Below are 20082 nucleotides of genomic sequence, written 5' to 3' on the forward strand. Positions count from 1 at the left end.
GGACCACGCATTCACTTGAAAATTATTTTTGTTCGGGCAACTGCCTGCAATCTGTTTTGGTTAATCGTACCCCTGTATACGTGATTTTTGACTTGTCATTGAAAATGAATTTACCATTTTCCAGATGCCTTTCGCCCAGTCCCTCAATCAGGAGCGAATCGCTGCGGAGGAAGGTAATTTCATTCACCGTCTCGGAGCCGGAAGTCATAAATGTGTAAACACCCCACATCGTATCCCCGTGCATCATTCCGGTAAGTGATCCATTCTGTTGCTGCTTTTCGTACAGCTTGTAACCCAGGCTCCCTTTGATGCTGTCGCCGTACATGAGCCCGTTCAGCAGGATCGTATCTTTTTTGAAAGTTGACGTATAACACACATTAAATGTCGTATCGTCGTCGGACAGCTTGCGGTTGATGCCGGTATTTTCGGTTGGCCCGGAGTTACATGCTGTCAGTAAAAAAAGCGAAAGAACAGGCAGAAGAGAAAAACTTTTCATGGGTAGTTATCAATATGGGAATGCTGCAAAACTAAGCCTGTAAGTTTTCGTAAATGCTGACCATGATCCTGTTTGCAGATGAGCTTCGTCATGCAGTAGGTTTAATGTAAGTGGGGTTATCAATAAAATTGTGCAATAAAAACTTGCTTTATCAATTCATTATTCTACATTTGTAGAGTATAAAATATAATTGTAGAGCAATGAATCTTACAAAAGCAGAGGAACAGATCATGGAGCAGTTATGGCAGCACGAAAAGTTGTTTTTGAAAGAACTGATTGAGCTGCTGCCGGAGCCTAAACCGGCTTCTACAACCGTCATTACCTTGCTGAAGCGCATGCAGGATAAAGGCTTTGCAGACTATAAGTTGTTTGGAAATTCGAGGCAGTACTTTCCGCTGGTATCGAAAACAGATTATTTCTCGCAGCATGTGAATTCCCTGATCAGGAACTTCTTCAATAATTCCGCCGCACAGTTCGGTTCTTTTTTTGCAAAAGAAACGGATCTCTCCACGCAGGAATTAGAGCAGCTCCGGAATATTATCGACCAGGAACTAACCAGGAAGAAAAATGACTAGCTATTTAATTAAGTCAGTGATTTGTTCGGGAATTCTGATTGCCGTTTATCATTTGCTTCTGTCGAAAGAGAAAATGTATCAGTTCAACAGATTTTATCTTTTGGCTGCACTTGCTCTTTCACTAGGTGTCCCGCTGATTTCACTGGATTTAAGCCTTCCGGAAAACGTTAATACCAACATTTCCGAAAGCCACTCATTTCAAATTCCGGTAAATGTTCCCCGGCAAATTACGTCTGCGGTCATAGATAACAATACGGATACACCTGCTGCTATCTGGCATTATATACCGCACCTGCTCGCTTTGGTGAGTTTGGTTTTATTAATCAGGTATGCCTGGAATATCCTGGTGATTTTGCGTCTGAAATCGCGGTGTAACAGTACTGTATTTGAAAAAGCAAACCTGATCCTGGTACCCGGAGCTACGGTAACCTACACCTTTCTCAACAACATATTTCTGCCGGAAAATTCGTACCGCCATCAGGCAGTAAGGGACGAAGTACTCACGCATGAACTTGCGCATGCCAGGCAGCTTCACTCATTGGACATCCTTCTTACCGAGCTGGTTCAGGCACTTTTCTGGTTTAATCCGTTTCTCTTCTTTTACCGGAAAGCCATCCGGATCAATCACGAATTTCTGGCGGATGAAGCCGTTCTGATTAAATATCCCGATGTAAGAAGTTACCAGCTGTTACTGCTTAATGCCATTGCTCTCAATAGTAATCTGCATTTCACGAGTAGTTTCAATTATTCTATCACCAAAAAAAGATTAGCCATGATGACAGCCATTAAAAACCGGAAAGGTCAGTATGTAAAGCAATGCGCCATTGCAATTCTTATGATTGCGCTGACGTTCATTTTTTCAGATAAAACGTATTCACAAACTGGTAAGCCGGAACCAAGTCCCACCGCTCGCCAGGTACCTGCGGGTACCGGACTTGCGCAGGATAAATACGACGAATTTTTTGGCACCATATCAAAGCACACAACCATTGTAACCCAAAAAAGCGGCCGCACCAGTGAGGCAGTTACAATGCCCGTTGAGGTGGAAAATCATGTTTTTAGCTTGTATGAGCAGATGAGTAAACAACAGCAGCAAGCGGTACGTGACTCCGATATTGTGATATTTCAAATGGACATTCCTGTGAAAAAAGCACCGGATGCCGCCATGTTTGAAAACTGGAAAAAGCCCACGGTATTTGGTATCTGGATCAATGAAAGACATGTTCCCAATACCGATCTCAATAAATACAAGGCATCCGATATTGCTGAGTATAGTTTAAGTAAGTTATACGGAAAAGCATTAAAAGGAAGGTCCTATAAATACCAGCTTGATCTGATGACCAATGATTATTTTGACAAAACTTTTGATGACCGGGTGCACAACCGGGTGGTGATTGGTAAAATGATACGGTTTGAAACCAAGCCAAAACGTGCCTCAAAATAGCAGCGGCTGTTAACAATTTTCCGATTTATTTTAATTGATTCCGTTCTGCAAGTCACCGGCTTGCAGAACTTTTCTTTTTCCAGACTTGATTAATATTTGTCATCGCTGATCGGGAGCATTTAATGCGTTTCCCTGAAAACCATACCTGCCCATATTCATTGCTACAATCATTAATGTGTTCCCGCCCTGAAAAAGGATAATTTGGATTTGGATACCACCATTGTAATTTCGGACAAAGATTTGCATCCATCATGAAAAAACTTTGCTTCCTCTGGCTCATTCTCCTTCTCAGCTTTCCCGGCGGTAATGGTAGGTCTTGCACATCTGAAATTCAAAACCGGCTTAATTCAACTGCTGCGGGAGAGCGGATTTGTGGTTACTGAGGTAACTATGTAGCTATTTTGAGCTCCCGATCGGTTTAAAAGGCATTTACATGTTGAATAATATGATTACAAAAACAATTGCGAGCCAGCCAGCATCTGCCGACCCAATCATCGAAAAGACGGTTTACCCGATTCTTCTGGCGGTGAGTCTTGCCCATTTGCTGAATGACACCATGCAGGCGGTAATCACGTCGGTTTACCCCATGCTCAAAAATAATTTTCAGCTGAGTTTTTCTCAGATCGGTCTCGTCACACTCTGCTACCAGCTTACTGCCTCCATTTTTCAGCCATTTGTGGGCTTGTACACAGACAAGCATCCCAAACCTTATTCCATCGTGGCGGGAATGAGCTTTTCCATGATGGGCATTACATCGCTGGCGTTCGCTCCCTCGTTTGAATGGATCTTGTTATCCGTTGGTCTCATTGGGATCGGGTCCTCTATTTTCCATCCCGAATCATCGCGGATCGCGCACTTGTCTTCCGGCGGCAAGCGCGGATTGGCGCAGGCGGTGTTTCAGCTGGGCGGTAATGGAGGAAGCGCACTGGGTCCGCTGCTGGCCGCGCTGATCGTGGCGCCATTTGGTCAGCACGGATTGGCCTGGTTTGCATTGGCTGCTTTATTGGGCGGGTTCCTTGCAGTCAGGATCGGCGGCTGGTACAAGGGAAGTATGGTGGCAAGGTCTGCAAAGCCAGCTACGGATAAGTCTCTCGGATTCAGCCGGAACCGCATTGTTTTTTCATTATTTATCCTCCTGGTACTGATCTTTTCGAAGTACGTTTATCTGGCCGGGATGACCAGTTATTATACTTTTTTTCTGATGGATAAATTTGGGCTCGACATTCAGCAGGCCCAGATCAGGTTGTTTATATTTTCGCTTTCGGTGGCTGTGGGTACCGTGGTGGGCGGTCCGTTCGGGGATCGGTTCGGACGAAAGTATGTGATCTGGATCTCGATCCTGGGCGCGGCACCTTTTACCATGCTGCTCCCGTACGCCAACCTGTTCTGGACTACCATATTGTCCGTCTGCGTCGGTCTGATCATCTCATCTGCCTTTTCTGCTATTGTAGTTTATGCCCAGGAACTTGTTCCCGGCAAGGTAGGGCTGATCGGCGGATTGTTCTTCGGACTGTCATTTGGAATGGGAGGGTTGGGGTCTGCTTTTCTGGGAAACCTGGCCGATGAAACCAGCATTACCTACGTCTTCCGCCTGTGTTCTTTTTTACCGCTCATCGGTATGGCCACCGGTCTTTTACCGAGGCTTAAAAGCGCCTGATGATTGTGCCGGTTCAGGGTTATAAACCGGATATTCTTCCCGGGAAGTCCGGGCGACTGGTCTTAGCAACCATGGACCGCATCTCGCATCTGGCTAAAACTGTCGTATTTTCTATCGGTTGGTGGAACAACATTTTAAGTAACTTAGAGCATGAATGAAACCATTATGCTGCCCGTGGACTACCAGGGCGAAACCATTGAACTTCCACTGAATATCGTAACCCTGGGCTATACCTACCAGTTGCATATACAGGTCCAGGGGCGAACACTGATATTTGAGAAAGACGACGAAGGACAGTACCGCGTCATCGACCTTTCCGGGAGCGGACCCGACCATGTGGATAAGCACCTGATTACCGCAATCTTAGAGACTTTGCAGGGGCTATAAGCTCATGCAGGAGAATGCTTTTCTGAAAAATGTAATTTTCAATCCTGACAGAGGATCAACCCAGGCCCGGCTTACCGGGCTTTTTTTGTTTTTGTTATACAAATAACTGCGCAAAGGAACTCACAGGCTGGTGAAATGAATTTTATCAGCAGCATTCTTAAAGTTGATTCATCGTCATGACAGACAAATTCATACAAGACATCCCGTTTTCCATCCTTGATCTTGCACCGATCACCGAGGGAAACAATGCGGCTGTAACATTCAAAAACAGTCTCAGCCTCGCGCAGCACGCGGAAGAGCTGGGCTACCATCGTTACTGGCTGGCCGAGCACCACAATATGGAAAGCGTAGCCAGTTCGGCCACTTCGGTGCTGATCGGGTATATTGCCGGCGGCACGCGTACCATCAGGGTCGGCAGCGGAGGCATTATGCTGCCCAATCATGCGCCGCTGGTCGTGGCTGAGCAGTTCGGTACCCTTGCATCCTTATACCCGGGCCGCATTGACCTGGGACTCGGGCGTGCTCCCGGCACCGACCAGGTGACCGCCCGCGCGCTGAGGCGTAACTACATGGAATCTGCCCAGGACTTTCCGGATGATGTGATGGCGCTGCAAACGTATTTTTCAGCAGAAAACAGCAGCTCCAAAGTACGTGCGATCCCGGGTGAAGGACTGGACATCCCGATCTGGATACTGGGATCCAGTACCGATAGTGCCCGTCTTGCCGCGCATCTGGGTTTGCCTTATGCATTTGCAAGTCATTTTGCACCAACCCACTTCCTGAGTGCGATCGAGCTTTACCGGCGTAACTTCCGCCCGTCCCGGTACCTTGCCCAGCCTTATGTGATGGCTTGTGTCAATGTGATCGCCGCGGATACAAACCAGGAGGCCGAGCGGCTTGCTACCTCTTTCTTCCAGCTGGCTACGGGGATTATTACAGGCAGGCGCCGGGCGCTGCAGCCGCCGGTCGATAGCATGGACGGGCTTTGGGGAGAGTATGAGGAGGCTGCGGTAAGACAAATGATGAAGTACACCTTTATCGGGGACAAAAAACAGATCAGCAGTGACCTTACCTATTTTCAGAAGCATACCCAGCTCGATGAGCTCATGGTGACCAGCCACATTTACGATCCCCAGGCACGGATTCACAGCTACGAGGTTCTGAAGAGCCTGCAGAATGAAAGCAGGGAGGTACTCGCGTAGTGGATCACGCCCACGGCTTCTCAAATAATGGCTTTTGAGGAAAAGTACCGCTCTTTATGGTACAGGGTGTAAGCTCCTGCAAGGGCGAAGGTTAGTATCTCGGCCAGCGACCGTGATAGCCACACACCCGGCAGGCCGAGCTGAGCAGGAAGGATCAGCAGCGCGGGTACGACCAGCAGAAAGCCTTTTGAAAGGTTGATTAAAAATGAAAAGGTCGTTTTGCCCGTACTTTGGAGAAACGCTGCCATGATGTAGTTGGGCCCGGCAGCCAGAAACAGCAGGAAGTATAATCCCATGGCCTCGACAGCGATGGTCCGGTAGGTGTCCGACTGGTCGCCGGAAAACAGGAGGAGCAGCGGGCTGGCTATCAGCAGTCCTGCCGCAGCAACTGCTAGTCCCAGCGCCGCCGTGAAGCCGAGCGAAAACCGGAAAACTTCCAGCACCCGGCCGGGCTGCCTTGCGCCGACATTAAACGAAATGATCGGCAGCGCGGCGATCATGGCAGCCGTAAATGGGCGGATCAGTAAAAAGCTGAGATAATTGACCAGCCCGAATGCCGCAACGGCCAGGGAGCCGTACGGGATCAGCGCCTGGTTGATCAGCAGCAATCCCGATGAAAATGCGAGCTCGGAAGCAAATGAAGGCATGCCCGTTTTCAAGAACTCCCGCCATGCATCAAACCGCAGCGTAAAGCGGAAAGCGGTGAAAGTGAAATGCGTGTGACCATTGAGAATATAAAAGAACAGGTAGGCTGCCCCGGACGCCAGGGCAACGGACGTGGCCACCGACGCACCTTTTACGCCCAGGTGAAATCCCGCAATAAGCACAAGGTCCAGCACAATATTGACGATCGCGGCCAGGATCCCGGCATTTCTTGATATGCGGGGCGCATTGTCGGCCCGGACGAAGTTTCCCCACACCATTGCCAGGAAAAAGAAAGGCAAACCAACCAGCTGCCAGAATGCATAGTCGGCGGTATTTTGTGCCAGCACGCCACTATCCGGCCCAGCCAGGAACCGGCCCAGGATTTCTGCCAGCCAGGGTGCCGAAAGTGCCACAAGCATACCGGTGGCGAGTACCAGCGTCGTAGCGAACTGAAACACCTGCTGGGCTTTATTAAATGCAACCGCGCCAATGCTCTTGCCGATCATGACGCCGCCGCCGATCATCACCGGCACGCTCAGGGCCACCAGCACGATCATCACCGGACCATACAATCCGACGGCCGCCAGCCCGTCCTTACCGACCTGCTGCCCCAGGATAATACCATTGATCACCTGGTGCATGACCGACGAAAGCAGGCTCACAATGGCCGGGATGTAGTACTGAAAAAACAAAGCCTTGATGGGAGCTTGTCCCAGGGGATTGGTACCAGTCATGGAGCGGCGGAAAAAAGGGGGGCGCAAATATAACCGAAAATTACACAATCGATCATGGACCGGGCTTTTTGAGGAATTGCTATATTTGCCCGGAGCATGCGTACTATCATCATCTACATCTGGCTGATCACCACCATCCTTCCGACGTTCAGTCAGTGGGGGACTATCGCGTACTATCAGCTCAACAAGGAATACATCGCACGCGTACTCTGCGAAAACCGCGACAAGCCCCAGCTGCATTGCAATGGTCATTGTTATCTGGCCAAAAAGCTGAAAAAGCAGCAGGAAGCACAGGATCAGAAGACCACCGAGCAGGTTCAGAATATACCTGTAATTCAGTTGTTTGCTTCTCCGGTAGCCTCCTTTGAATTTTTATCCAGACATTTTGTACTGCCTCGGGAACATGCGTTTGCCTACCGCCTGGCTTTTTACCAGGCTCCGCTCTCGATTGCAGTTCCGCCTCCCTGTTCATAGCTTCCCGGCTTTTATGTAAGAAGCGGCTTCTGAGCCGGTGAATGCACGCGTTCAGCCGGGAAAATGCGCCTGCTTCAGATTTTCTTTTCGCCCCCCGCATTGCGGACCGGGGTAGGTCTTTAATGCTCCATTTAATGAACATCCGATATTTATTACTCTTATTTTTTATCACCCATACCTGCATCATTTCCCTTGCACAATCCGCAGAGGGTACATTGAGCGGGCGCATCGTCAATGCAGACGGGGAGGTTATTACAGGTGCCTCTGTCATCCTGCAGAACACCGGTACCGGTACAACCACCGACGCCGATGGTCGCTTCAGCCTTGCAGGAATTACGCCGGGATCCTATGTTCTTGCGGTTTCCAATATAGGCTACACGGCATTTACCCAGCTCATCAGGGTTGCAAGAGGGACAAATTCATTTCTTAACCTGCAACTCTCGGAAAGCAGGCAGGAGCTGGACGAAGTACTGGTGAGTACAGCCAAAGACCGCTACCAGGTGCTGGCATCAGCCACTTCTACCCGTACCAATACACCCCTGCTTTCCACGCCCCAATCGGTGCAGGTACTGTCGTCCCAGGTGCTGCGCGACCGGCAGGCATTCACGCTGAATGAAATTGCAGGCTCATTTACAGGGATGAAAGTCAATAACGGAAATGGTAATTTCCAGATCCGGGGCTTTACCGCCTATTCACCCAATGATGCCAGCTTCCTGCTGTACAATGGTATCCGGGGCAACCTTTTCCTGTGGAGCCAGCAGCCCCTGCTGTATAATGTGGAATCGGTAGAGTTGCTGCGGGGTCCGTCGGGTGCGCTATTCAGTGAAGGTTCACCGGGGGGAGTGGTCAATTTTATAACCAAAAAACCATTGTCGGAAAAACAGGCCGGCATAGATCTGTCGGCTGGCAGTTGGGGATTCGGCAGGGGTTCGCTGGATTTTACCGGCCCGGTGGGCAAGCAGAAGAAGCTCCTGTACCGGGCAATTATCGGGTACGACCGTTCAAAAAGTTTCAGGGATTACCAGGACAAGAAAAACCTGTTTGTGGCTCCTTCACTCACTTATCTGTTTAACAGCAGAAGTTCATTGCAGCTGGAACTGAACTATGCCTATCAGAAAGCAGTACAGCAGTACGACAATGGAAGCTACATTTATTCCCGTGCCGACGGCAGCTTTGACTTCAACTACTATCCAAAAAATCTGACAGTCCAGAGCCCGACGGATTATGGTAAAACACACAATGGCTCCGCCACGCTAACTTTCAGCCATCAGATCAGCGACCATCTCAAACTGACGGTCGTTGAAAGGGCCGTGCGGAATATACTGGACTACACAGACCATATTCCTGTGGGACGAATCCGGAATGATTCGATCAGCAGGGGATTCCAGGATTGGGAAACCGACAGGTTCAGTCTGCAAACCACTGCATTTGCCACCTACACGGCCAAAACAGGCTTCATCGGTCACCAGATCATTGCAGGAACAGATTACAACCGCTACGGCTGGACCAAAAACGATTACCGTTTCAAATCTTCTACCCGTATCTCCATACTCCACCCGGACTATACCGGCAGTATCCCTGATGCGGCGGCTCCTGCTGATGAGTCGGACGACAACAAGCGCGTCACGAACCTGATCGGAGGCTATGTTCAGGATCAGTTGAGTATGGGTAGCAAAGTGAAGGTGCTTTTTTCGCTCCGCTATGATCATTATAATGGAAAAGAAACGCCCCTGTCGGACCAGGATGACAAACAGGGTGATGAGTTGCAGGCGTCGGGATGGATTCCGCGGGTAGGATTGGTGTACCTGCCTGTCAGGAATGTATCCATTTACGGTACCTACCTCAAATCCTTCAATCCCCAGACTTCCAACAATGCGCTTGCCGGCGGGCCATTTCCCACCCGTAAAGCAACCCAGTATGAAGCCGGTGCCAAGGCAGACCTGCTGAGCAACCACTTGTCGGCCGTCGTTTCCATGTACCAGATCAACTATGCCAATATCCTGACCGCTGCGCCCACCGAAGAAAATTCCCACCGGCAGGCAGTGATCGATGGTACCCGGAGCAGGGGAGGGGAGTTTTCGCTGACGGGCAACCTGGACAGGCTCAGTATCATTGCAGGGTACGCTTTCAACGAGCACGTGCTGGTGAGTACCAGCTCCTATGGCAAAAAAGGCGACCGCTTTGCCAATGCGCCGAAGCATCAGATCAATTTCTGGGGTAAATACGCGCTTCCCTTCCGGGTGCTCAGCGGTTTCGGGATTGCGGCGGGTGTTCGCTACGTAAGCGACCAGGTTGGTTTGCTGAGCAACCAAAACTTCGTTTTTCCTTCTTACACGGTGCTGGATGCGGCACTTACTTACCAGCGCAACAGGTTTCAGGTTCAGTTGAACGCGTATAATCTCGCCAACCGGCATTACTTTACCGGCAGCCGGTCAGGTGTTACGACGGGAGGACTGGGCGATCCTCGGAATGTACGGCTGGGTTTGAGCTACCAGCTCTGGTAAATGCTAAGCATCAGATCCACCCATTTTCCTATGAGAAAAGCATGGCTCAGCCGTAACCTTTTCAAACTGCACAGCTGGTTTGGCCTGGTTACGGGTCTGTTTCTAATCTTGCTGGGATTAAGCGGCTCCCTCCTGGTTTTCAGGACGGAGCTCGACCGGTTTTTCAACAAAGAACTGCTGCATGTTCCGCACCAAATGCCCATACCCGAGCAAGCCCTTCAGCATTGTTATGACCGGATTACCAGCCGGTATCCTAACCTGGACGGTATAGCGTGGCTAAATCCTGATGCCGGGCCCGGGGACGCTTACGATTTCAGGATCTACTATAACGATGGGCAGCTGCTGACCTATGATCTGGCATTGATCTCCGTGGATCCTTATACCGGTAAGGTCCTGCGCGAGGGACCTTCGGACCGTTTTATGCCCAGCTTTATGGCCTGGTTGTTCCAGTTTCATTTCAGTTTTCAGCTGGGTATTCCCGGCGCTGCATTGACTGCCATATTGGGTATGACCATGCTGGTATCACTGCTCACGGGAGTATTCGTCTACCGGAAAAACATTCTTAAAGTCCTGACATTCTGGGTAAAGATCAACCGGAAAAACTGGCGGACGGTCAGCTCAGACCTGCATCGGATCGTGGGGGTCTGGTCTTTGATGTTGAATGCAGTTATATTTTTTACAGGGTTCTGGATGAACCTTTTTGCATTTAAACCAAAGACCTGGCAGAATGAACTTGCACCCGCGCTGCCCAATACAAACATAGCTGTGCCTGCGGACCGGATGTACCGTCAAGCACTCGCAGCCATGCCCGACCTCGAACCTACCTATGTGTACCTCCCCACGCAGCTCGCACGCAAGTTCGAGGTGAGGGGGTTCACAGACGGTCAGTTCAAAATATGGGGTAGTGCCAATTCCGTAAAGATCGATCAGCAAACCGGTGAGATCAGCGGCATCAGCCGCCTCACCGACAAACCCCTGGAAGATCGCATTGAAGCTGCCTTTTTTCCGCTGCACGTCGGGAACTTTGGCGGATTTTGGGTGAAGCTGGTGTATGTGATCATTGGTCTTACACCTGGCCTGCTGGCCATCACGGGCTTCCTGCTCTGGTGGCGACGGCAGCGGTTCAGGGCTGCAGTATCCCGCGCCCGGATTACTCCGGTATGATCTTGCTGCATGCGGAAAGTTTGCAGACCCATACGAATTCAATCTGCGGCGCTGCCGGTGTAGCGCCGCAGATTTATTTTCCTTCTGTCACCTTCCTGATCACCCGCAGCCAGTTCAGGCCCAGGATCTTTTTAATCCGCTGATCTGTATAACCCAGCTTTTGTAATGCAATGGTAATCTGTGGAAAATCACTGATATCCTTGATTTCATGGGGTAGTTCGGGACCGCCGTCAAGGTCGGAGCCAAGTGCAATGTGGTCTTCACCCACCAGCTTTACGCCATAGTCAATCACTTTGGCAAGCTGGTCTACATGCATCCAGTACTCATCCGGAATTTTTCCGTTAAAAGTAAACGGAAGCTCGCGGGCAAATTCCCGGTCCACATCTTCAATAGTCTGGGTGGTAACCTGCGAGGCAAGGATCCTGGGTATTTTGGGCTGAGGATTGGGTTGTATGCGCACCGGGTTATTAGGTTTCTGCCATGCCCAGTACTTCGGGTTGTTGAACAAACTGCCAAAGTGCACACCGATCACACCGCCTTTTGCTGCAATCGCCTTCGCAGCTTCGTCAGAAATACAGCGGGGATGGTCTACGATCTTGTAAAATCCGCCGTGACTGTAAATCACCGGATGACGGCTCGCCTCTACCGATTGCAGGATTGCGTCATTGGACGCGTGCGCGACATTGATCACCATTCCCAGATCATTCATTTCCCTGATCAGCGCCTTGCCATGTTCGTTGATGCCGCCCCAGGTATATACATCATTGCAGGCATCGATAAATGCATTGGTAGTACTGTGTGCGGTGAGCTGCATGGAACGCAGGCCCAGCTTGTACAGCGCACGCAGCAGGTCAAGGTCCCCGTAAAGGTCATATCCGCCTTCCAGATCCAGGAAAGCAGCCATTTTGCCTTTTTTATTGATGCGTTCAATGTCAGAGGCGGTGAGTGCCAGCTCGATCACGGCATTGTTTTTCCTGATCTGTTCCAGGGCAAGGTTCACGACACGAAAGGTGTTTTTGGTCTCAAACCTGCCGGGATAATAGTTTTCAGGAGTGTAAACAGAAAAAAACATCGCATCCAGCCCGCCTTCCCGCGCCCTTGGCAGGTCAACTGTACCGTCGGGGTACCGCTGCCCGATATCGGTTTTCAGGATGAGCTCGCGGCTCATTACATGCGTATGTCCATCCATTACAAATGCCTGCCGGTGCAGATCAGGCATGTGCCTGCTTCCTGGCACAGGAGTGGCCAGTAAGGTTTGTCTTGATAAAACAGCACCAGCTGCCGGTAAAAGAGTCAGGCTTTTAAGAACGTCTCTGCGTTTCATATTTATAAATTTATCCTGCAAAGGTCAGTTAGAAAGGAGTGCACATCAGCGTGCACTCCCTAACATTGTCAACACCTTTATAGAAAGTAGCTTAGATAATTTTACTTCCGCCTCATCAGGGTATCACTACCCAGATTCATTCACTTACTCTGCGAAACCCCGCATGTAAGCCACATTCGGCGGGCGCTCGCCTGTGCTGAACTGGGCACCGCGGGTCGATTTGTATTTCATGTTCATCACCGGCGTTTCCATGCGGCGACCCACTTCGGAGTACCGCCCGTTTTCCCAGTTGGATTCCATATTAAAGGCAGTAATGCCGGTGGAAAGCAGCAGCCGCTCCGCATTGAACGGTTCTTTCCCCGTCACCATCATCTCGGTAATCCAGTGGGGCTGTGAGTTGGAAGCGTGGTACTGCGAAAATGGTCCCGGCCATCCCAGCATGGAGATGATCGTCGGCTCGGCACGTCCTTCCACTTCTGCCGCGTAAGTCCAGCCGGTATCTTTGGCAGAGTATATGGCCGCTTTTGTTCCATCGTTGTACTCGACGATACAAACATTCGGCTTATCAATTTCCTGGAAGTGCCCTGGTTTGAGGTCGAGGTTTTTTCGCGCAGCTTCCAGTAACCTGCCCGCCCATGCATTGCGTTCGGTCCATTTCCAGGTTTCCGGCCCGCGGATGCATTGCACGGATTTTACCCCCGTTTCGCCTCCTTTGCGCCGCTCTACAAAAGCCTGCAGAACGTCCACACAATGAAAAAGAGCACCTTCATCGGGCGCGCCTCCCAGCACAATGGAGTATTTGAGGGGCGTATCGATTTCGAGTTCTATTTCCGGTTTGCGGAAAAAAGTCGGGATGGAGGAACCTCCGGTGAGCGGGAAGTTCAGCTCGCGTGATTTGTCAAACATCCATTTGGCCTCGCCCCAGTCATAGGACAGATGTTTATCATTAAAAACAGGCACGGAACGCTTGCTTTGTTCAAAAACCCGGACAACCTGCTGGTAAATCCACCAGCGCGGCAGCATCCATTGCCCTTTCAGGTTGGTCGGATAATCGCCATGTTCCCCGACAATCACCACCCCGTCCACAGCCAGCTCCTTACCCCCGAGCGATACTGCCTCGCCCACGGTTTTGAAAATGGGGATGTTCTTGGATTTACATATTTTTTGTGCCAGCAAGCTGGTGTCAAACTGGTGAATGTAAACGGACACCACTTCCACCCGCGAAGGCATATGGGCGCCCTGCCACCAGTAACCGTCCATCAGCTTGGCTATAATCCAGTCTGCATGCGACCGCGTAGCTCCCCAGTAAGTGACCAGGCATGCAATACGGGGCTTCTTGGGAGCGGCCTGTGCGGTGGCATGCGGAGCGACGCCCGCCAGGGAGGCGATACCGGCCATGCCGGCCATACCCAGCATCTGCCGCCGGGTGAGATTGATGTTGAGTTCGCCGGTGTGAGGCGAGGGGAGTGGGTCCGGCTCGCCGGCAGGAGAACCGGCCTGTTGTTTCAGCTTCATGTCGTGTTTCAGTGTTTAGGAATGAGATGCCAATGCGTACGCTGCTCGCGCAAGTTATTGGCGGGGCACATTTGCCGGGAATAAATGTAGGATTTATTTAAAAATGCGGGTACGCTTTCTGTGTATTTAAAACAAAAAGCAGCTCGGCCCCTGTCACCAGCCATGCTGCTTTTTTGCCTTCTACCTGATCACCACAACTTTCCGCGTTATGACAATGCCATTGTTATGCTCCACGCGCACGAGGTACACACCGGGCGTGTAGCTGCGCAGGTCGATGGTGTTGGTCTGCGGATGTTCCAGCCGTAACATTTCATTGGAGCGGCTGTCTATGATGGTGATACGGCTTACCTGCTGCCAGTTTTCCAGCTGAATGGATGCAATATCCCGCGCAGGGTTAGGATAAATGCTGATTTCTCCCGCATGACCAAAGGCTACCGTCCTGATCCTGCTGAATGCAAATGAAGCATCGGCATCCGTCATTTTCAGGCGGTAATAGTTGTTGCCTGCCAAAGGCTGTGCATGCACAAATCGGTATTCCTTTATTTGAGTACTATTCCCGGCTGCCGCTACCTGCCCGGCTTTTGCCCAGGTGATTCCGTCGGCACTATGCTGGATTTCAAAAGACTGGCTGTTGCTTTCCTCGCTGGTAGCCCAAGTGAGCAGCGCAGTGCTTCCTTCTTTCACCGCATCAAAACTGATCAGCGTAACCGGTAGGGGCGCAGTCAGGACAAAGACCGCATGGCCCGTATTGGTACTTGCCTTGCCGGCATTGTCAACCACTTCAAATGGAATATCAATCCTGGTTTCAGTTGTGAGCCCGGGGTCAATGGCCATGCTGGCCGACGGGTTGCCGCTCTGGTCTGTGGGGAGCAGCAATGCCGTGAGGCTTTCCGCTTCTTCGGGCACATTGCTGCGGTAGCTAGTACCATTGATGGAGATAGCGGCCAGCCCGGCGGGAAATGACGTGATGCGCAATGAACTCACGTCACCGTCCGGGTCTGAGCTGGCTATGTCGTTGCTGAATGCATCGGCTGGAATTTTGATCAGGATATCGCCTGGCTCATTGCGCATCTCATGGCTGCCGCTTCCGGCTGTGGGCAGCTGCTCAATGCCGAAATCAAATCCACTTTCGACGGTTTCCGATCCCATGGTGAAAGCCAGTACTCCGTCGGCATTGCTGTCCCCGGTTCCGGCGCCATCTGCCGTATTGGCCCATTCGGCAGGCAGTTCCGATCCGGCACCCGTATCCGTCCCCGCAATGCCCTCCGTGGCCGAAAGTACCAGCGTAAAATCCGTTTCCGATTCCAGGCCCGCGGCAGTTCCCAATTCGAAGGTACCGGCATTGACCGGCACACTGCCCACTACCTGACCGGCTGTATTAACCAGATTTACAAAAAGGGGACTGGCTGATCCTGCCTGGCTGATGCGTATGCCATTGAGCAGGTTGTCGGTCGTGCCATTTGCATCCTGGTACACGCTGCCGCTTACAAACAGGTCTGTGACAGGCATTGTTACCAGCGCATCATCGCTGGCCAGTCCGCCCTGATCCACTTCCCGGTAGGTAAATGTAATGGTCATCGCACCATGATCGGGATCCACAAAAAGGCGGGTGGCATCGTAGTTCGTGATCAATGCAGTGGCAGTGTCGAGTGCCACATCCTGGTAATAGAGGGTTGCATTGGACGGGAAGCTTGTGATCCGTACCCGGTTGCCGGGCGTACCAGGCTGCACCGTGCCATCGAGTACGCCATCCTCGGGGTCAAGTCCGTTCAGGGCAGGTACCGGCAACCGTTTGCTGCCGCCGGGATTAACCTGGGTCAGTGCAGTAACCGGGTATGCAACCGGCGGCATTTGTATTCCGAAACTGATTTCAGGCGTCGTTTCCGATGCAGTATTCAGTTCAAATGCGCCATTGGGAATGCCATCGCCCGTGCCGGACCCTTCGGCTGTATTCTGCCATCCTGCCGGCAGCAGGGGAGTAGCCCCGATAGATGTTCCAGCAATACCTTCCAAGGTGCTGATCACGACGAAAAAGCTGGTATTTGCCTGTAAACCATTGCGTGTTCCAAACAAAAGGCTCCGTTCACGACGGGTACACTGCCGGCTACCACCCGGTTGGAGCGGACACAAGGTTTGCATACAGGGGCTTTGTCCGGCTGAGCTGATGGGGTCGCCATCAATCGTGTTGTTCTCAACTCCGTTTACATCATGAAAAAGCCTGCCACCAATCGTAAAGTCGGTAAATGGGATCACTGCCAGTGCGGGCTCGCTCGTCAGGCCGGCAGCATCCACCTGCCGGTAGGTAAATGAAGCCGTCAGCGCACCATCATCGGGGTCTATGTCAGCAAGGCCGGCTGATAGTTTTGAATGGGCGCGCTTTCAGGGGTAATTTCAACATCGTTATAAAACAGGCGGGCATTTGTAGGAAAAGTTGTGATAATAATACCATTTCCAGTGCCGCCCGCAAGTGCTCCCTGCTCGGGATCATTGCCCGTCAGTGCCGGCACGACCACCCGCTGCGTTCCACCCGGATTTTGCAGGGCAGCTGCATTAAGCGGATTGGCGGTGGGTGGCGAGTTCAGGCCGAAATTGGCATTGGTAACCGGCGTAGTGCCTACCGTCACGATCAGCTTTCCATCGTTAAGCAGGTCACTTCCGGGCGCAGCCGACAGGTTTTCGCCCGCGCTGACGTAGCCGGACGGGAAAGTGGCCTGCGTAAATACGGATCCGGCTGCCGGCGCGGTTGCGGATACATACAGGAAATAGCTGCCGGGCGTAACCGTACCGAAGTTAAATGCACCTCCCGCAGCAATCGCGCGCGATTCGATAACCTGGTTTGTTGCCGGGTCAACCACCACCGCGTAAGCTGCTCCTGCGGCAAACTGGCCTGTGGTGGCATTCGCGCTGATGGTATTGAAGTCGGTCGTTCCCAGTAGTCCATTCTGGTCTTTAAAGATATGTCCGGCCAGCGTTACGCAGTTTACCGTAGCCGAGAACATGGCGCTCGGACTTTTGAAAACCGCATTGTATACCAGTACCGACAGGTGCCGGTCCCCGATCGTCGGATTGGCTGCCGTGTTACTGTATTGCAGCGCATCGAGCAGCGTTTCAGCTTCTGCACTGGTGAAGGTAGTGCCGCCGGTACTTCTTGTAAATGCGATTTTGTTGGTGGCAGCTCCCTGCACGCCTGATACGCTTTTGGTGTAATTGAACGTAACCCCGCCTATGGTCAGCGTGCCCGATGAGCCTGTCGTAAAACCCAGGGACAATACATTGCTACCAGTAGCGCCCGCAGCCGTCAGCAGCTCGGCAGCGCCGTCGCGGATGTCGGATGCCGGGTAGCTTACTTCCATGCCTGTGAGGCTACCCTGGGCATTGATGTTGGTTTGGGAAGGGCGGGTGAGGGGTAGACTTCCTGCGCATCCTGCACCTTCATTGGTAATCCCTACAATGCTGGTATTCAGGTCTACTGACGGGCTCGATGTCGTGACGGAAGTAAAGGTAGAGCCCACGGAAAAGTCCAGGAAGAACAAGGCGATACCTACCCCGCGCGAACCCACCACAATGGAGAAGTTGCTCATATTGGCATACGATACCCGCACGCGGGTAGCAGCGGCAGTTACCGTCAATGAATTGGCATTAGTAGTCGAGACAAACCTGGTCAGGCCGGTTTCATTGTTGTATACAGCCTGCACCGTAGGCGATACGCCGAGTTCACTGGTGCTGAACCCGCTGAACTCATTGTATTGATACGCGTCCGTATTACCGTTGCCGTCAATGTCGTAGGTATTCAGCTTTACATTCTGCAGTACTACATTCTGGCCGGTTTTGGTAGTACTGTTGTAGGTTCCTCCGAAGATAAACTGGAACTCATAGCTCACATAGCCGCCGCCGGTACCGAAGTTCATCTGCGGGGAAAAAAAATCGGGTGAATTGGAGTTAAACGAACTTCCGGAAACATCGGGCTGGTCATAGATGATCCAGGAACTCACATTGTTTACTGCCTTTGTAGTAATAATACAATCAATCGTCTGCCCGCTGATGGTGGCCACATTCTGGTACAGGGTTATGTCACCGGCAACCTGTCCTGTCGGTGACCCACTCGGGTGTGAAATGGTCACCCCTGCTCCCCCGAAATGAACCTGATTATTATTATTGTTCAGATAATTGTTCGTGATGGTCATGGTAAAACTTGTACTTACCGACCCGGATTCATTCGTGGCAGTTACCGTAAATACCGTCGCAGGCAGTGCCTCGGTAGGTACCCCGGAAATCACACCCGTATTGGGATTGAACGTGAGCCCGGCAGGCAGTGCCGGAGAGGCAGGCATCGAGTAGCTCGTCACTGTTCCTGAGACAGTTGGAGAAATAAACACATTACTCACATTGGCAATGTACGCTACCGGCGAAGGATATGTAAAAGCCGACGGAGGCTGGGCAAGTACAGGTTTTGGAAATAGGATGAAGATGATGAAGCACAACGCAAGAATGTTCCTTCCGTGCAGGTTGTAGGAGAAAATAACGGTCATATTACAGCTGTTTAGATACACCTGTCCGAACTGATTCGAACTTTGGACAACTAGTTCGAAAAAAGTATACCATCAAGGCTCCCCTAAACACTTACAAAGAATCGTAGCAGGCGCTAGATTTCGATGTTCATCTTACGTAAAAGACCTTCCTGTAAGGTGTAAACATGCTTTACTATACCGTCAGATAGCACGCTGCCGTCCAGTCCTTTTACTTTCTGCTGTACGGTAACTTCGAGGGTTTCGTCAGGCCGTCCGGTGATCTTCAAAGGCTGCACCTCTGGGTTGATCTCTGTCCATTGTCTTGTCCAGTAGTCCCTGATGGCCTGGCGGCCTTGCACATATCCTCCCTCAAAAGCCTTCGGCCATTCTACGTCCGGATGCATAACAGTCAATGCCGCGTCGATATCGCGGGCATTGAAAGCAGCATAGGTTTTCCTGATCAACTGTTCCTGCTGAGCTGTCATGAAATGAATTTAATTTGTTATAAAACCGGATCACACACGCGGATCATACATGCAGGTACTGCCACAAGCCGGAAGTACCTGCATGCACTGTTACAAATTGCTGTCGAGCAGCTTGCGGAAGTCCTGCTCTTCCAGTAACCCGTTTTTGCGCGTTATCAGCTTCCCGTCCTTGTAGAGAAGAAACGCAGGAATTTCGTAAATGCCCAGTTCTTTGGCCAGTGACTTGTTAGGATCATAGTTGACGGTCTCAATCTGTACCCGGCCTTTATATTCCGATTTCAGCTTTGTAATCGTCGGCAGCATCTGCACGCAGGGCGCACACCATTTTGCGTAAAAGTCAACCAGCACCACTTTTGAGGATGACGTCAGCTTCGTGAAATCGGACAGGGTCATGCCGCTGGCGGCAGTAGCCGTACCTCCTTCCACTTCTTTGCCCGATGATGACCATTTGAGGTACCCGCCTTTCATATCATAAACTTCTTTAAAGCCGCTGGCAGCCAGCTTTTGAGCAGCTGCTGCACTCCGCCCGCCGGACAGGCAGTATACAAATACAGGCTTGTTTTTGTCGAGGGTTCTGGACTTATCCTCAAAGTCTGCTGCTTTATAATCTATGTTCTTTGACTTGGCAAGGTGTCCGTCCTGGTATTCGGCAGGTGTGCGTACGTCCATCAGCTGCGCGCCGGGCGTCGCTTTCAGCCTGGCTTCAAATTCATCGGCGCTAAGTTGCGTCTGAGCCTGGACACTGGTCAGTATGCCGGACAATGCAAAAAACAGCACCTGCATCAAAGGCCGCTTCAACGAAAATGTTTTCATAAAAAAGGGATTACGGTGACATGTGCCACCAGGTTTTAAAAAGGACAAGTTACATCTATTATTCACCCGAAGCCACCCGTAATGCATGCGAAAACCCAAATTCAGGCATACAAACCCCACAAAGATTTCCGGGCCGTGCAGTGTCAGGACAAAAA

At 51.2% G+C, this 20082-nt stretch carries 16 protein-coding genes; 8 read left to right on the forward strand and 8 right to left on the reverse strand.

All coding sequences use genetic code 11. The features are described 5' to 3' along the window. Window positions 1–22: 22 nt before the first annotated feature. On the reverse strand, window positions 23–496 hold the full coding sequence (locus HWI92_RS03555; RefSeq protein WP_204660814.1) for a hypothetical protein: 474 nt from the start codon (window positions 494–496) through the stop codon (window positions 23–25). 200 nt (window positions 497–696) lie between these two features. On the opposite strand from HWI92_RS03555, the gene HWI92_RS03560 reads away from it, so the two are divergent. From HWI92_RS03560 to HWI92_RS03580, 5 genes are all read left to right on the forward strand, one after another. Then, window positions 697–1071 carry a BlaI/MecI/CopY family transcriptional regulator gene (locus tag HWI92_RS03560; RefSeq protein ID WP_204660815.1) on the forward strand — a complete coding sequence of 125 codons (375 nt, stop codon included), beginning with the start codon at window positions 697–699 and terminating at the stop codon, window positions 1069–1071. Between the two features lie 100 nt (window positions 1072–1171). Continuing rightward, a complete protein-coding gene (locus HWI92_RS03565; protein ID WP_204660816.1) occupies window positions 1172–2515 on the forward strand; it encodes a M56 family metallopeptidase in 1344 nt (447 codons plus the stop codon). 445 nt (window positions 2516–2960) lie between these two features. After that, complete coding sequence (locus HWI92_RS03570; protein WP_204660817.1) at window positions 2961–4172, forward strand: MFS transporter; 1212 nt, start codon at window positions 2961–2963, stop codon at window positions 4170–4172. A gap of 150 nt (window positions 4173–4322) precedes the next feature. Further along, on the forward strand, window positions 4323–4559 hold the full coding sequence (locus HWI92_RS03575; protein ID WP_204660818.1) for a hypothetical protein: 237 nt from the start codon (window positions 4323–4325) through the stop codon (window positions 4557–4559). A 176-nt stretch (window positions 4560–4735) separates the two neighbouring features. Next, window positions 4736–5761 (forward strand): LLM class flavin-dependent oxidoreductase, encoded by a 1026-nt coding sequence (locus tag HWI92_RS03580; RefSeq protein ID WP_204660819.1) that lies wholly within the window; start codon window positions 4736–4738, stop codon window positions 5759–5761. Window positions 5762–5781: 20 nt separating this feature from the next. On the opposite strand, the gene HWI92_RS03585 is transcribed toward HWI92_RS03580, so the two are convergent. Beyond that, the gene (locus HWI92_RS03585) at window positions 5782–7140 is read right to left on the reverse strand and encodes an MATE family efflux transporter (RefSeq protein WP_204660820.1); all 1359 of its coding nucleotides are present in this window, start codon (window positions 7138–7140) and stop codon (window positions 5782–5784) included. 96 nt (window positions 7141–7236) lie between these two features. On the opposite strand from HWI92_RS03585, the gene HWI92_RS03590 reads away from it, so the two are divergent. The 3 genes from HWI92_RS03590 (at window position 7237) to HWI92_RS03600 (ending at window position 11282) form a co-directional block, all read left to right on the forward strand. Beyond that, entirely contained in the window at window positions 7237–7614 is a 378-nt protein-coding gene (locus HWI92_RS03590) for a hypothetical protein (RefSeq protein ID WP_204660821.1), read from the forward strand. A 134-nt stretch (window positions 7615–7748) separates the two neighbouring features. Then, complete coding sequence (locus tag HWI92_RS03595; protein WP_204660822.1) at window positions 7749–10118, forward strand: TonB-dependent receptor; 2370 nt, start codon at window positions 7749–7751, stop codon at window positions 10116–10118. Window positions 10119–10148: 30 nt separating this feature from the next. Beyond that, on the forward strand, window positions 10149–11282 hold the full coding sequence (locus tag HWI92_RS03600) for a PepSY-associated TM helix domain-containing protein (RefSeq protein WP_204660823.1): 1134 nt from the start codon (window positions 10149–10151) through the stop codon (window positions 11280–11282). A 73-nt stretch (window positions 11283–11355) separates the two neighbouring features. Here the strand turns inward: HWI92_RS03600 and HWI92_RS03605 are convergent, their stop codons facing one another. The 6 genes from HWI92_RS03605 to HWI92_RS03630 form a co-directional block, all read right to left on the reverse strand. Continuing rightward, a complete protein-coding gene (locus HWI92_RS03605) occupies window positions 11356–12606 on the reverse strand; it encodes a dipeptidase (RefSeq protein WP_204660824.1) in 1251 nt (416 codons plus the stop codon). Window positions 12607–12750: 144 nt separating this feature from the next. Continuing rightward, window positions 12751–14121 (reverse strand): hypothetical protein, encoded by a 1371-nt coding sequence (locus HWI92_RS03610; protein WP_229248818.1) that lies wholly within the window; start codon window positions 14119–14121, stop codon window positions 12751–12753. Between the two features lie 180 nt (window positions 14122–14301). Then, complete coding sequence (locus HWI92_RS03615; protein ID WP_204660825.1) at window positions 14302–16413, reverse strand: T9SS type A sorting domain-containing protein; 2112 nt, start codon at window positions 16411–16413, stop codon at window positions 14302–14304. Between the two features lie 44 nt (window positions 16414–16457). After that, window positions 16458–18650, reverse strand: a complete 2193-nt coding sequence (locus tag HWI92_RS03620; protein ID WP_204660826.1) for an Ig domain-containing protein — start codon at window positions 18648–18650, stop codon at window positions 16458–16460. Window positions 18651–18763: 113 nt separating this feature from the next. Continuing rightward, complete coding sequence (locus HWI92_RS03625) at window positions 18764–19114, reverse strand: nuclear transport factor 2 family protein (protein ID WP_204660827.1); 351 nt, start codon at window positions 19112–19114, stop codon at window positions 18764–18766. 90 nt (window positions 19115–19204) lie between these two features. Continuing rightward, window positions 19205–19927, reverse strand: coding sequence for a thioredoxin domain-containing protein (locus HWI92_RS03630; protein ID WP_204660828.1), 723 nt, complete (start codon window positions 19925–19927; stop codon window positions 19205–19207). Window positions 19928–20082 lie beyond the last annotated feature (155 nt).

Source organism: Dyadobacter sandarakinus (genome assembly GCF_016894445.1).
In the GTDB taxonomy this organism is placed as follows: Bacteria; Bacteroidota; Bacteroidia; order Cytophagales; family Spirosomataceae; genus Dyadobacter; species Dyadobacter sandarakinus.